At 38.8% G+C, this 13,127-nt stretch carries 14 protein-coding genes; 8 read left to right on the top strand and 6 right to left on the bottom strand.

Features of this window, described 5'->3' with window-relative positions:
* Positions 1-29 precede the first annotated feature (29 nt).
* Entirely contained in the window at positions 30-650 is a 621-nt protein-coding gene (locus ACIQXR_RS12405; protein WP_402956495.1) for a YktB family protein, read from the bottom strand.
* A 202-nt stretch (positions 651-852) separates the two neighbouring features.
* Between ACIQXR_RS12405 and ACIQXR_RS12400 the strand changes: the two genes are divergently transcribed.
* Positions 853-1,050: a hypothetical protein gene (locus ACIQXR_RS12400; protein WP_402868093.1), complete on the top strand. Its 198-nt coding sequence runs from the start codon at positions 853-855 to the stop codon at positions 1,048-1,050.
* Between the two features lie 333 nt (positions 1,051-1,383).
* A complete protein-coding gene (locus ACIQXR_RS12395) occupies positions 1,384-2,187 on the top strand; it encodes an inositol monophosphatase family protein (RefSeq protein ID WP_402868095.1) in 804 nt (267 codons plus the stop codon).
* Positions 2,188-2,283: 96 nt separating this feature from the next.
* Here the strand turns inward: ACIQXR_RS12395 and ACIQXR_RS12390 are convergent, their stop codons facing one another.
* Positions 2,284-2,466: a YlaF family protein gene (locus ACIQXR_RS12390; protein ID WP_402868097.1), complete on the bottom strand. Its 183-nt coding sequence runs from the start codon at positions 2,464-2,466 to the stop codon at positions 2,284-2,286.
* Between the two features lie 125 nt (positions 2,467-2,591).
* Here ACIQXR_RS12390 and typA point away from each other — a divergent pair, with 125 nt between their 5' ends.
* Genes typA through ACIQXR_RS12375 form a run of 3 tightly spaced genes read left to right on the top strand, consistent with a single transcriptional unit; the run spans position 2,592 to position 5,062 of the window.
* The gene (gene typA, locus ACIQXR_RS12385) at positions 2,592-4,439 is read left to right on the top strand and encodes a translational GTPase TypA (RefSeq protein ID WP_402868099.1); all 1,848 of its coding nucleotides are present in this window, start codon (positions 2,592-2,594) and stop codon (positions 4,437-4,439) included.
* A gap of 22 nt (positions 4,440-4,461) precedes the next feature.
* Entirely contained in the window at positions 4,462-4,770 is a 309-nt protein-coding gene (locus ACIQXR_RS12380) for a YlaH-like family protein (protein ID WP_402868100.1), read from the top strand.
* Between the two features lie 7 nt (positions 4,771-4,777).
* Positions 4,778-5,062, top strand: a complete 285-nt coding sequence (locus tag ACIQXR_RS12375; protein ID WP_403080051.1) for a hypothetical protein — start codon at positions 4,778-4,780, stop codon at positions 5,060-5,062.
* Between the two features lie 31 nt (positions 5,063-5,093).
* Here ACIQXR_RS12375 and ACIQXR_RS12370 read toward each other — a convergent pair whose 3' ends face one another.
* The 3 genes from ACIQXR_RS12370 to ACIQXR_RS12360 form a co-directional block, all read right to left on the bottom strand.
* A complete protein-coding gene (locus tag ACIQXR_RS12370; protein ID WP_402868103.1) occupies positions 5,094-5,516 on the bottom strand; it encodes a hypothetical protein in 423 nt (140 codons plus the stop codon).
* Positions 5,506-5,706, bottom strand: coding sequence for a YlaI family protein (locus tag ACIQXR_RS12365; protein WP_402868104.1), 201 nt, complete (start codon positions 5,704-5,706; stop codon positions 5,506-5,508). Before ACIQXR_RS12365 ends, ACIQXR_RS12370 begins: the two co-directional genes overlap by 11 nt.
* A 147-nt stretch (positions 5,707-5,853) precedes the next feature.
* The gene (locus ACIQXR_RS12360; RefSeq protein WP_402868105.1) at positions 5,854-6,453 is read right to left on the bottom strand and encodes a YhcN/YlaJ family sporulation lipoprotein; all 600 of its coding nucleotides are present in this window, start codon (positions 6,451-6,453) and stop codon (positions 5,854-5,856) included.
* Positions 6,454-6,664: 211 nt separating this feature from the next.
* Between ACIQXR_RS12360 and ACIQXR_RS12355 the strand changes: the two genes are divergently transcribed.
* A complete protein-coding gene (locus ACIQXR_RS12355) occupies positions 6,665-7,993 on the top strand; it encodes a PhoH family protein (protein ID WP_402868106.1) in 1,329 nt (442 codons plus the stop codon).
* A 60-nt stretch (positions 7,994-8,053) separates the two neighbouring features.
* Here the strand turns inward: ACIQXR_RS12355 and ACIQXR_RS12350 are convergent, their stop codons facing one another.
* The gene (locus tag ACIQXR_RS12350) at positions 8,054-8,557 is read right to left on the bottom strand and encodes a molybdopterin-binding protein (protein ID WP_402868563.1); all 504 of its coding nucleotides are present in this window, start codon (positions 8,555-8,557) and stop codon (positions 8,054-8,056) included.
* 199 nt (positions 8,558-8,756) lie between these two features.
* On the opposite strand from ACIQXR_RS12350, the gene ACIQXR_RS12345 reads away from it, so the two are divergent.
* Both ACIQXR_RS12345 and pyc read left to right on the top strand, forming a co-directional pair.
* A complete protein-coding gene (locus ACIQXR_RS12345) occupies positions 8,757-9,038 on the top strand; it encodes an Fpa/YlaN family protein (RefSeq protein WP_402868108.1) in 282 nt (93 codons plus the stop codon).
* A 533-nt stretch (positions 9,039-9,571) separates the two neighbouring features.
* The gene (pyc, locus tag ACIQXR_RS12340) at positions 9,572-13,009 is read left to right on the top strand and encodes a pyruvate carboxylase (protein WP_402868110.1); all 3,438 of its coding nucleotides are present in this window, start codon (positions 9,572-9,574) and stop codon (positions 13,007-13,009) included.
* Positions 13,010-13,127: the final 118 nt, after the last annotated feature.

Here is a 13,127-nt window from a genome sequence, read left to right as displayed (position 1 = left end):
AGATATACGTCATATTACGACATAAGCGTTTATTTTAATTGATATAGGGGTAAAAGATGTTCAAACGCATCTTGAATGATTTGGATGAATTCATCTTCTTTTAATTGAATGGCCTCTTCGCGGGGGATTTGTATTCCGCAAAGGATCTCGGCCTTCTTGACCGTTTGCAAACGGGAAAACATGGAGTGTAAATCTTCACTAGAAAGCCCTTCATGTGGAATGACTTCAGGCTTTGTGTGGTCCATTGACCAAACGTAGTCAGAAGGGATATTTTCTTTTAACCGGTTAATGTTTTTCTCAAGATGCTGTCCTATTTCTACCTTATTGGGGGCCTCATAAATGACGGCGTACCATATGAACAAATGTGTCTCCCATAAACCTATCTGAAAATGGGGCATCATTTTATAGCCCCGGCTATTTGCGGCAAAAGCAACCCATGTATCGTTAGGAGGGTTCACTTTCCGTCTGGCATGCCTTGCTACATGAGGAAACATTTCTTCACCAGTCATGATAGATAGCTGATGTGAAAAATGTTCGCCCAATGCATGAAGCTTAGGTTGTATCTTTTCTTTTAAAGCTTCCATTCGCGGTTCTAATCCATCAATTTTAAATACGTTAAAATCATCAGAAGTGAAACTTAATAATTTCATCATTTATCTCTCCTACCGTAAATATCTGCACATATTGTAGCATAAGTATAAGGTAATTTCGAAAATAGCGTTTTGTAACTTGATTTCAAATAAATTGATGGGTAAGAACACAAATTAGTTGCTATTTGTTGGTGGAAGACATATGATAAAATAAAATTAAATTCTGAAAATTAAGTTTATTGATGAAGGGAGAATGTTAATTATGAAACAAGTCATGAACCAAGCATTAAAAGCTAAAGAAGTAGAAAGACATAGAGCTGCAGTGTTAAGAATGGAAATGGACTATGAATTAGCAACCCTTTTTGAAGCGATCAGTGAAGAAAACGATCAGATGAGGTCACTATGCAAGCAAAGATTAGAGCGTATCCGTTTGGAGTTGCTAAAGCTTAAGGCTTTGTAAATGAATAGTTGTAAAGATCAATAAGGAGCATATGAATTAAATGGATAATGAAATCTATAATAGTTGAACGGACACTTATTTTTTTAGAAAATAATGTGTCCGTTTTTCATTATATACCTGAAGTGTTCCCAATAGCGGATTTGAATATTTCTATTGAGGAATAAAGGAAAGAAGTCTTGATGTGGTGGACTGTTCATTTAAGTGGATTGAATTTTAAATTTTTAAAAAGCTTAAAATATGAAGATGTTAAAAACTTGAAGTCATGGTATATTTGCATTACTCTTTAGAATATCTATTTAATGTAGTTTTGATGACAAAGGACGGGATATTATGATGGCATCGGTTAAAGAAATGGATACATATGCGAAGGTATGGATGAGGGAAGCGGGGGTCAAGCTTCGGGCGTCCTTTGAAACCAAGCTGAATATCGAGGAAAAAACGAATCCTAATGATTTGGTAACGAATATGGATAAGGCAATAGAAAAATTCTTTGTTGAACATATAAATGAAACATTTCCTGACCATCGTATTTTTGGAGAAGAGGGTATGGGGAATCAGATAAAGGATTTAAAGGGGACGGTGTGGATTATTGATCCCATCGATGGTACATTGAACTTTATCCACCAACAGCGGAATTTTGCCATTTCTCTCGGTGTATACCAGGATGGCATCGGGAAAATCGGCATGGTCTATGATGTTGTGCATGATGAATTATACCATGCTGTTAAAGGGCAGGGAGCTTTTATGAATGAACAAAGGCTTGCCCCGTTAGAGGAAGGTTCTGTCAGTACATCCATTCTATCGATGAATGCGAGTTGGGTAACGGAAAACCGCCGAATCGATCCAAACCTCCTTGCCCCGCTTGTCCGTGATGTCAGGGGAACACGATCATACGGATCAGCTGCACTGGAACTTGCTTTCGTAGCTGCTGGACGCCTGGATGCTTATATAACGATGCGCCTTATGCCATGGGACTTTGCTGGAGGGGCGTTACTTATTGAAGAGGTTGGTGGGGAAGTGACCAACATTAAAGGGGAGGAATTGAACTTCCTATCAGGAGATTCTCTTTTTGTTTCTAAACCTGGTCTACATAAGGAAGTATTCGAACGATACTTGTCGGATAATTCAAGAAAGTAGTGAACGATATGCAGGAAAAACCTTTAATGGAAAATAAATTTTCGGAGTATAAAGTTATAAATAAAAAAACTCGCTATCAGCAGCGAGTTTTTTTATTTATAACTTTCCTGCTTCACGCAGTTTTTTCTTTTGAGAGAAGCCATACCCCATTATTCCGCATAGCACAACGATTGCAGCTACTATTCCGAGTATGCTCTTTATCGCGATAAAGATGCCAATGGAGCCAATACTTGCTGTAGCCAGTATCGCTAAAATTAAGAAATTCCATTTAATATTCATTAAAATCACCCCTAATAATTCTATTGTACATAATTTCGTTATTTGTTTCTACCATGTTTGTGATATAATATGTAAGTTAATACTAGTGATACGTTAAACACCAAATTTTTTTAGGAGTGAATTTTTTGAAATTAAGAGAAAATATTCGTAATATAGCCATCATTGCCCACGTCGATCATGGTAAAACAACTTTAGTGGATCAGTTGCTTAAGCAATCTGGTACTTTCCGTGAAAACGAACACGTTGAAGAACGTGCGATGGATTCTAATGCTATTGAAAAAGAACGCGGAATTACGATTCTTGCGAAAAATACAGCAGTTCAATATCAAGACACAAGAATTAATATCTTGGATACACCTGGTCATGCTGACTTTGGTGGTGAAGTAGAACGGATCATGAAAATGGTCGATGGCGTTTTACTTGTTGTCGATGCTTATGAAGGTTGTATGCCTCAAACACGTTTCGTGTTGAAAAAAGCTTTGGAACAAAAAATCACGCCTATCGTTGTCGTGAATAAAATTGATAAAGACTCTGCTCGTCCAGATGAAGTTGTCGACGAAGTTATCGACTTGTTCATCGAACTTGGCGCTGAAGAAGAACAATTAGACTTCCCAGTAGTCTTCACTTCAGGTATTGCTGGAACAGCAAGCTTGGATTCAGATCCTACTAAACAAGAAAAAGACATGACTCCATTATTCGAAACAATTATCGAAACGATTCCTGCTCCAGTCGATAACTCAGAAGAACCACTGCAATTCCAAGTGGCTTTACTTGATTACAACGACTATGTAGGACGTATCGGTGTTGGTCGTGTATTCCGCGGAAAAATGCACGTGGGACAACAAGTTTCATTGATGAAGCTTGATGGATCAGTTAAGCAATTCCGTGTAACGAAAATCTTTGGTTATATCGGCTTGAAAAAAGTTGAAATCCAGGAAGCTGTTGCTGGTGACCTAATCGCCGTTTCCGGTATGGAAGATATCAACGTCGGTGAAACGGTTTGCCCAGTAGAGCATCCTGATGCGCTTCCAATCCTACGTATCGATGAGCCAACATTACAAATGACTTTCCTTGTAAACAACAGCCCATTCGCAGGACGTGAAGGTAAATTCGTAACGGCTCGTAAAATCGAAGAGCGTTTGAAAAGCCAATTGCAAACAGATGTAAGCTTAAGAGTAGAAAATACTGATTCTCCGGACGTATGGATTGTTTCTGGTCGTGGAGAGCTTCACCTTTCTATCCTGATTGAAAACATGAGACGTGAAGGCTATGAGCTTCAAGTTTCGAAACCGGAAGTTATCGTTCGTCTTATTGATGGCGTACGTTGCGAGCCAGTTGAACGTGTTCAAATCGATGTTCCAGAAGAGCATACTGGTGCTATCATGGAATCCATGGGTGCACGTAAAGGCGAATTGTTAGACATGGTCAATAGCGGAAGCGGTCAAGTTCGTTTACTATTCACGATTCCAGCCCGTGGACTTATCGGTTATTCTACTGAGTTCTTAACAATCACTCGTGGTTACGGTATCATGAACCATTCATTTGACAGCTACCAACCAATGGCACAAGGCCAAGTTGGCGGAAGACGTCAAGGTGTATTAGTATCTATGGAATCAGGAAAAACAACACAATACGGTACTATGCAAGTAGAAGACCGTGGTGTCATTTTTGTTGAACCAGGTACTGACATTTATGAAGGTATGATTGTCGGCGAACATAATCGTGATGCAGATTTAACAGTTAATATCGTTAAAGCAAAACAAATGACAAACATGCGTTCAGCAAATAAGGATCAAACTTCTTCAATGAAGAAACCAAGAATCATGTCTCTTGAAGAAGCACTTGAGTATTTGAACGATGATGAGTATTGTGAAGTAACTCCTGAATCAATCCGTCTTCGTAAGAAAATTCTTGATAAAAACGAACGTGAAAGAGCAGCTAAAAGAAAAAAAGTGGCTGTTGAAGAAAAATAATTAGCTAGAGGAGGAGTAAAGATTGGATATCCAAGAGCGATTATCATTTTTTGCAGCGTTGTACAGAGTGGATGAGAACCCTGAAGCGGGAATGTGGTATTTGTATTTAACAATCTTTGGATTATGCATCCTTGTCTATCAGCTAGGTTTCGCCAAAAAGCTACCTTTGCTCAAAAATGTGATTATCTATGCGGTAATGGCACTTGGATGTACCCTTCTTTCTTTCTTCGCTGTGTTTCTCCCAATGGGGGAAGCGTTAGTCATAGCATCTCTTGTCCTTGGAATTTATAAGATTCGTCTTCATAATTCGAAAAAAGAAGAACAGGCTTGAGTGAGCTATGAAATCATTACAAGATGCTTTATACAATTGGCTGACGATAAGAGTTGTTTGTGATGAAATGCCCGATGATACAGCCGCACGAGAAACAGAAATGTTTTTTATGCAGATGCTTCAGAACGACCACCAGGTGAGGATTGATTCCGTTACAAAAACAGAACCTTTTTATTTTGTTGAATATAAAGTAGGAGACGAAATGAAAAAGCAACGTTTCCCGATTGAATTAATTGATATCATGTTGGATCAGATACAACTTGAGCCAGATAAGTATAAAAATATCGAGTAATACAAAAATGACCGTGCGGTTTTCCGCACGGTCATTTTTGTATGGACAATGGAAGGAACAGAGAATAAATAAAATGTGCAAGTGCCCACAATAAGAATGTGAACAAGTCAAAAGAAGGAATAACCATGGTTTTAGAAAGGAAAGCCAATGGAAAATAAAGCAGGATGGCAGGAATGATGAATAAATTAGCAAAGGCAAATCGCTTCACAATCTTTCTTTTTTGAATAATATAGGCATAGCCATAAGTAAGGAAGATTGATATAAATAAATGAAAAGAAAATAGCCATGCTTCATTCCAAGGGATTTCCCCAAAAATAGGAATGAAATCCACGTTCAATAAAAGCTGATACACTTTTATTCCTGAGGACACTTCAATCCATTTCGTTATAAAGCCAAGTAATAATCCATTGAACAGACCAATCAGGAGTATCCGATTGAACGATTTACCATTCATCTTCTTTTTTTATCGTGCGGTAGAGATGAAAATTGCCTGTGGCAATCCGTTCATTCGTACGTTCTTCAATGCGTTGTTTACATATATCGCACATGTAGGTATGTATAGGACGGTTACGTAGCTTCTTAGCTTCTGGACTATCATCTGGTATGTCTTCGATTTGATCGCATATTACGCATTTTACCTTCATAATTATTGAACCTCACTTCGATTTCAGTATGTGTTTAAGTATACCAATAATTTCATGCCAAAACGAGGATAAAGTACAAGTCTCCCGTGTGGGATTTGCAATTGTACATAAGAAAAAACCCGAAGAAGATTCCACGGGGTGAAAAGGTTAATCTTTATGATGATTGGACTGTTCGTTTTGTTCTTTTTCTAATTGTTTTCTGTCATCTTGATTATGGGGCGAGTTCCCTTGATCATCCGTAACCTTTGCAGGGGTAGGTGTCAAGGTGTCACCAGGTACCTCAGGTATGACTCTGCTTGTGATATCTGCCAACTCATTTAATATCCCCCTTACTGGTTCGCCATTTTTAATGTCTGCTGCAACTTCTTTGATTCGTGCATTTAAATCTGGATCGGCTACGACAATCGCATAGGCACCATGAGGATCATTCTTTAATGTCTCTCCAACCGAGTATTTAACGGTTCCGACTTGTGAGCGTTCGATGTCCGCGTCGATATCAATCCCCACCAGGGCGTATTTCCCAATTACAACTGCGGTGGCATCATTCACTTCAGGTACTGATTGAGCCAGATTCGTTAGCCTTTTGGATGTTTCTTGTCCGGTCCTGCGATCGCTTTCCTGAATGGTCGAGTTATGAACTTGGGTTAAGCCGTTTTTAGCCTGGTCTTTTGAATCGTCACTTGCATGATCCGTCGAACAACCTGACATCAGTAAGAGTGCAGCCAATGAAAAAATTTGTTTGCGCAAGAGTTCCGTCTCCTTTTTACTCGTAGAATTCATTGATCATATTGTGTATTTGGCATCTTTATATCAAGGAAGATTTCTTTATAGTCTGTAATTGTTCTTCTATCTTTATACAAAGGAACATATATTTTATCAACAGTCTCGTCCGCTACATAACTGCTAAGAGCAGTCATTGTTAGGTATATCCGATAAAGAGCAGGCAGGAGGCGTCATATTGGACAAAATCTATGTTTTAGATACGAATGTCCTGTTGCAGGATCCGTATTCTATTTATTCATTCGGGGTTAATGAAATCGTCATTCCAGCAGTTGTATTAGAAGAATTGGATTCTAAGAAAAGGTATATGGATGAAATCGGAAGGAATGCAAGGCAGGTTTCGAAATTAATTGATCATTTTCGGGAAAAAGGGAAACTACACCAGAGTATCCCGCTTCATAATGGAGGAAGTTTACGAATAGAACTTAATCATCGTTCTTTTCATGAACTACAGGAAATTTTTGTCGAGAAAACAAATGATAATCGAATATTGGCGGTTGCTAAAAATTTGTCATTGGAAGAAGAGACGAAGGAAGAGGGGAAGACGGTCATCCTCGTTAGCAAAGATACACTAGTGCGTGTAAAGGCAGATGCTATCGGACTTGAGGCAGAAGACTTTTTAAATGACCGTGTCGTTGAATTGGACCATGTCTATGGTGGATATAAAGAGATATTTGTTTCAATTGACAACCTAAATAAATTTTATGAAAAAAGTTATTTAGAACTTGAAGAGTTGTCAGAAGATCAATACTATCCCAATCAATTTCTCCTCATGAAGGATACATTAGGAAGCTCAGCCTCGGCGATTGGGATCATCAATGAAAACTGTAAGACTGTTAAGAAGTTGATGTATGAAGGGGAACATATATGGGGAATTAAGCCTAGGAATGTTCAACAAACGATGGCTTTGGATTTGTTGCTTCGTTCAGATGTACAGCTTGTGACACTAATTGGTAAGGCGGGCACTGGGAAAACGTTACTTGCTTTGGCAACAGGCTTGTTGCAAACAGAGGATTTAGCCCATTATAAGAAGCTTCTTGTCGCAAGGCCAATTGTACCGGTCGGTAAAGATATTGGTTATCTGCCTGGAGAAAAGGAAGAAAAATTGAAGCCGTGGATGCAGCCTATATTCGATAATCTGCAATACTTGTTCAATACCAAGAAACCAGGAGAATTGGATGCCATTCTAGCAGGGATGAGTTCGATTGAAGTAGAAGCCCTGACGTATATCAGGGGAAGGAGCATACCGGATCAATTCATCATCATTGATGAAGCACAGAATCTGACGAAACATGAGGTAAAGACTATCTTAACAAGGGTAGGGGAACGAAGCAAAATCGTGTTGATGGGAGATCCAGAACAAATTGATCATCCATATTTAGATGAATATAATAATGGCTTGACGTATGTAGTCGAAAAATTCAAGACGGAACGGATTGCTGGGCATGTCAAGCTGATAAAAGGGGAAAGATCTACATTGGCACAGCTTGCTGCAACGCTTTTATAAATAAAAAAATGGCACGGGGAAAATCCCCTGCCATTTTCTAGAGTATTGCTATTGGCGAGCTTATTTGACTGTAAAAGACGTGACATACTTGATTGGATTATTGATATTACTTCCATCACCAAAATAAATTTCCATGGGACCACCTTCAGACACTTTAAGTGGTTGTCCATCCTTTGAAAACCCGATGAAAAATTTCATGGCATCTTCTAGCGGAAACGCCAATTCTTTGCCTTCTGAAGTAACGATAACTTCGGTTGCATCATCAGCGGGTTCGGCATTTTTTAAAAAAGGTTCAAACAGAATGCCAAAAGAACCTTCAAGCAATCGTTGTTTCTCAAATTTCCGTTCTGTTTTTATTGTAGGGGGTAGAACCGCTCCCTCTTGAATTTCTTTTTGCCAATGTCTAGAAGCTTTCTTAGTATAATCTTCTAGTTCATTGATCTGTACTCTTTCTTCACTGAAATATGTATCAATCTCAATTTTACGGTCATCGAAGATCCATACTCCAGGGTCTATTGTAAGAGGATATTTCACATTTCCGTTAATAAACACGATGGATTCCAAATATCTCATTCCTTCCTTTGCTCACATACATGTACAATTATAATCAATTACAGGAGAATTGTCACATTATCGAGCATGCATCGGCACAATTCTTCCAGGTTTCGTTATTCATTTAGTTTGTCAATATCCTTGCTTTTTAAGACAACTAAAGGTAGAATTTAAAGATAAGATTTAATCGCTCTGAGCGGGGGGATTTAACATGGCATCTGAAATGCTTGTCAATCATCGAGAAAAAGCTTTTGCTTTATTAAAGGCAGATGCTGACAAGATTCTAAAATTGATAAAAGTTCAAATGGAGAATCTCACTATGCCTCAATGTCCTTTATATGAAGAGGTACTGGATACTCAAATGTTTGGTCTATCACGGGAAATTGATTTTGCTGTACGATTAGACCTAATAGAGGAATTGGAAGGCAAATCTCTTTTAGAGACACTCGAAAGGGAATTGTCAGTATTACATGAAGCATCATTAAAAAAATAATATATAGCACATACTAACTCAAACAAATCTCGATGATTGTTTGAGTTTTTTATTTGTATACATAATCAAATGAATAGGTTATACTTATTTTAAAAGTGTTATACTAATAGGACGGAACATTCTTTGTTTAGTCCTTTTTATGTTTTTATATTAGTAATGATGTATCAAATTCATTCACAACATTTAATATTATACAAAACTTGAATACGGTTGCTGATCCAATGGCACTAAGACAAAAAGTGGATTGAAAAATACTTTTAAATATAAACGAAAGAATTTTTTATTTTTTTATTGTATTCAGTTTATTTTAGTATTATGGTTATATTAATTACTTATTAAAGTGAAAAGTACGAAAAGTTGGTATATCATAATAATAGTAATTATTTAAAAATTTTGCTTTATTCTTTTTCATTATTCACTTAATGAAATGGACGTTTAAGTTATCTCTATTAATGGAGAATGAAAAGTTGTGATATCTCTCACACTTTTTTTCTATATATTTATAAAAATACATATTGATTAGGGTGGTAGCAATGGTTAAACGTATAGAAAAGGTACTTGCGGCAAATCGCGGGGAAATTGCGATTCGAATTTTTCGGGCATGTACGGAATTAGACATTTGTACAGTTGCAATCTATTCCAAGGAAGATTACGGATCCTATCACCGCTATAAGGCTGATGAAGCATATCTGGTTGGTGAAGGTAAAAAGCCAATCGATGCATATTTGGATATTGAAGGGATTATTTCAATTGCCAAAATGAGTGGAGTTGACGCTATTCATCCTGGTTATGGCTTCCTTTCAGAAAATATAGATTTTGCTAAACGTTGCGAAGAAGAGGGAATTATCTTCATCGGACCTGAATCAAGGCATTTAGATATGTTTGGGGACAAGGTAAAAGCTAGAACACAAGCTGAACTGGCTGGTATTCCGGTCATTCCAGGCAGTGATGGACCAGTAACAAGCGTGGAAGAAGTAAAAGAATTCGGTAAGAAGTATGGCTTCCCCATTATTATAAAAGCCTCACTTGGTGGAGGCGGACGCGGCATGCGTATTGTCGAAAAACTTGAAGAAACCGAAGAAGCATACAATCGCTGTAAATCTGAAGCGAAAGCAGCCTTTGGGAATGATGAAGTATACGTAGAGAGATACATTAAAAATCCAAAGCATATCGAAGTTCAAATCTTGGCAGATTCTCATGGTAATACCGTTCATTTATATGAACGTGACTGCTCGGTGCAAAGACGTCATCAAAAAGTCGTTGAAGTTGCTCCTTCAGTTTCGCTTCCGGAGAGCCTTAGAGAAGAGATTTGCGAGGCTGCCGTCAAATTGGCCAAAAATATCGACTATGTCAATGCTGGGACAGTGGAGTTCCTTGTGGCAAATGGTGAATTTTATTTCATTGAAGTCAATCCAAGGGTTCAGGTAGAGCATACCATTACCGAAATGATTACAGGAATCGATATTGTCCAATCGCAAATCATGATTGCCGAAGGCCATGAACTACATGGTAAAAAGATCGCCATTCCAGAACAAGCGGGCATTAAAACAAATGGGTATGCAATCCAATCAAGGGTAACAACCGAAGATCCGTTGAATAATTTTATGCCTGACACTGGAAAAATGATGGTTTACCGTTCGGGTGGAGGATTTGGCGTACGTCTGGATGCAGGTAATGGATTCCAAGGTGCAGTGATTACCCCATATTATGATTCCTTGCTAGTCAAGCTTTCAACACATGCACTATCATTTGAGCAGGCTGCTTCCAAAATGGTGCGTAACCTGAAGGAATTTAGGATTCGAGGAATTAAAACAAACATCCCATTCCTTGAGAATGTTGTCAAACATAAGAATTTCATTACGGGCGAGTACGATACTTCATTTATCGATTCAACGCCTGAATTGTTTAACTTCCCAGTCAGAAAAGACCGTGGAACAAAAATGCTTTCATATATCGGCAATGTAACGGTGAATGGTTTTCCAGGTGTGGAAACGAAGAAAAAACCGGTCTTTGACCCAGCACCGATTCCGGATGTCAAGAATCTGCCGCTTACTCCAGGTACGAAGAATATTCTAGACGAACGAGGAGCAGAAGGCCTGGTTAACTGGATTAAGGAACAGAAAGAAGTATTAATTACGGATACGACTTTCCGTGATGCACATCAATCATTATTGGCTACAAGAATTAGATCAAAGGATATACTGGACATTGCAGAGCCTACAGCAAAATTACTTCCAAACCTATTTTCCATGGAAATGTGGGGCGGGGCAACGTTTGATGTAGCCTATCGCTTCTTGAAAGAAGATCCATGGGAGCGTTTGTTAAGTTTCAGGAAAAAAGCGCCTAATGTCCTGTTACAAATGCTTTTAAGAGCTTCCAATGCAGTGGGTTATAAAAACTATCCCGACAATGTCATACAGGAATTCGTTGAGAAATCAGCGGCGGCGGGTATTGATGTCTTCCGGATCTTCGACAGCTTAAACTGGGTAAAAGGGATGGAAGTGGCTATTGATGCTGTCCGCCAATCTGGTAAAATTGCCGAAGCGGCCATTTGTTACACAGGTGATTTGAATGATTCATCGCGCAGCAAATATAATATAGAATACTATAAAAACATGGCGAAGGAATTGGAGCATGCAGGTGCTCATATTCTAGCTATCAAAGATATGGCAGGTCTTTTGAAACCGGATGCGGCTTACCGTCTTGTATCGGAATTGAAGGAAACGACTTCTCTACCTATTCATTTGCATTCGCATGATACGAGCGGAAATGGTATCTTTACGTACTCAAAAGCCATTGAAGCAGGAGTGGATATTGTGGATACGGCGATTGGCTCGCTTGCAGGCTTAACTTCGCAGCCAAGTATTCAAACCCTTCATTATGCACTGGAGGGATCGGGTAGACAGCCTAAACTTGAAGTGGATTCACTTGAACGTCTAGGAGAGTATTGGGGAGAGGTACGGAAGTTCTATAAAGACTTCGAAAGTGGCATGAATGCACCCCACACGGAAGTTTATAAGCATGAAATGCCAGGTGGACAGTATAGTAATCTACAACAGCAGGCTAAAGCAGTAGGTCTTGGAGATCGTTGGCATGAAGTGAAGGAAATGTATCGACGCGTCAATGTCATGTTCGGAGATATCGTTAAAGTGACACCATCTTCAAAAGTTGTAGGCGACATGGCCTTATTCATGGTACAAAATAGCCTTTCGGAAGAGGATGTTCTTACAAAGGGTCAAGCCATTGATTTTCCTGATTCCGTTATTGAATTATTCGAGGGGTACTTGGGACAACCAACAGGAGGTTTTCCAAAGGAACTTCAGGAAGTTATCCTGAAAGGGAAAAAACCGATTACAGTTAGACCAGGTGAACTACTGGAAGCTGTAGATTTTGATGCATTAAGAGAAGAGTTGTTCCGAGAAGTGGGACGTCCTGTCACAGACTTCGATGTGCTTGCATATGCCCTATATCCTAAAGTATTCTTGGATTATAATAAAACGAAAGAGTTATTCGGCGATGTATCCAACCTAGACACAGCCACTTTCTTATATGGCATGAGATTAGGAGAAGAAATCGAAGTCGAAATAGAAAAGGGGAAAACCCTTATCGTTAAATTAGTGTCAATTGGACAGCCATTGCCTGATGGCACACGGGTTGTGTATTTTGAATTGAATGGTCAATCTCGTGAAGTCATCATCAAGGATGAGAATATTAAATCGTCCGTGCAAACCAAAATCAAGGCTGACACCAAAAATAAAGAACATATTGGGGCTACGATGCCTGGTACGGTCATCCGCGTTGTCGTCGAAAAAGGCGATCAAGTCAAGCAGGGTGATCACCTGATCATTACAGAAGCCATGAAAATGGAAACAACTGTACAAGCACCTTTCTCTGGTACAATTAAAGACATTTATGTTAAAGACGGAGAAGCCATCAGTACAGGTGATCTATTGATTGAAATAACTAAGTAACTCTAAGAGAGTCAGAGACTAGCTTTGAAAGAGGGCGCACGGATGGGATAACATCTGGAGTGCCCTCTTTCAGGCTATCCTTTTAACAGGTATACAAAAAGCCATCATTTTGAATGAT

The organism is Peribacillus sp. NPDC097224 (assembly GCF_044761985.1).
GTDB lineage: Bacteria > Bacillota > Bacilli > Bacillales > DSM-1321 > Peribacillus.
This window is presented reverse-complemented; position numbering and strand designations above follow the sequence as displayed.

Excerpts from the sequence above, each read along its gene's own strand:
- ACIQXR_RS12405 (WP_402956495.1), bottom strand. The coding sequence starts at position 650 with ATGAAATTATTAAGTTTCACTTCTGATGATTTTAACGTATTTAAAATT.
- ACIQXR_RS12400 (WP_402868093.1), top strand. The coding sequence starts at position 853 with ATGAAACAAGTCATGAACCAAGCATTAAAAGCTAAAGAAGTAGAAAGA.
- ACIQXR_RS12395 (WP_402868095.1), top strand. The coding sequence starts at position 1,384 with ATGGCATCGGTTAAAGAAATGGATACATATGCGAAGGTATGGATGAGG.
- ACIQXR_RS12390 (WP_402868097.1), bottom strand. The coding sequence starts at position 2,466 with ATGAATATTAAATGGAATTTCTTAATTTTAGCGATACTGGCTACAGCA.
- ACIQXR_RS12375 (WP_403080051.1), top strand. The coding sequence starts at position 4,778 with ATGAAATCATTACAAGATGCTTTATACAATTGGCTGACGATAAGAGTT.
- ACIQXR_RS12370 (WP_402868103.1), bottom strand. The coding sequence starts at position 5,516 with ATGAATGGTAAATCGTTCAATCGGATACTCCTGATTGGTCTGTTCAAT.
- ACIQXR_RS12365 (WP_402868104.1), bottom strand. The coding sequence starts at position 5,706 with ATGAAGGTAAAATGCGTAATATGCGATCAAATCGAAGACATACCAGAT.
- ACIQXR_RS12345 (WP_402868108.1), top strand. The coding sequence starts at position 8,757 with ATGGCATCTGAAATGCTTGTCAATCATCGAGAAAAAGCTTTTGCTTTA.
- pyc (WP_402868110.1), top strand. The coding sequence starts at position 9,572 with ATGGTTAAACGTATAGAAAAGGTACTTGCGGCAAATCGCGGGGAAATT.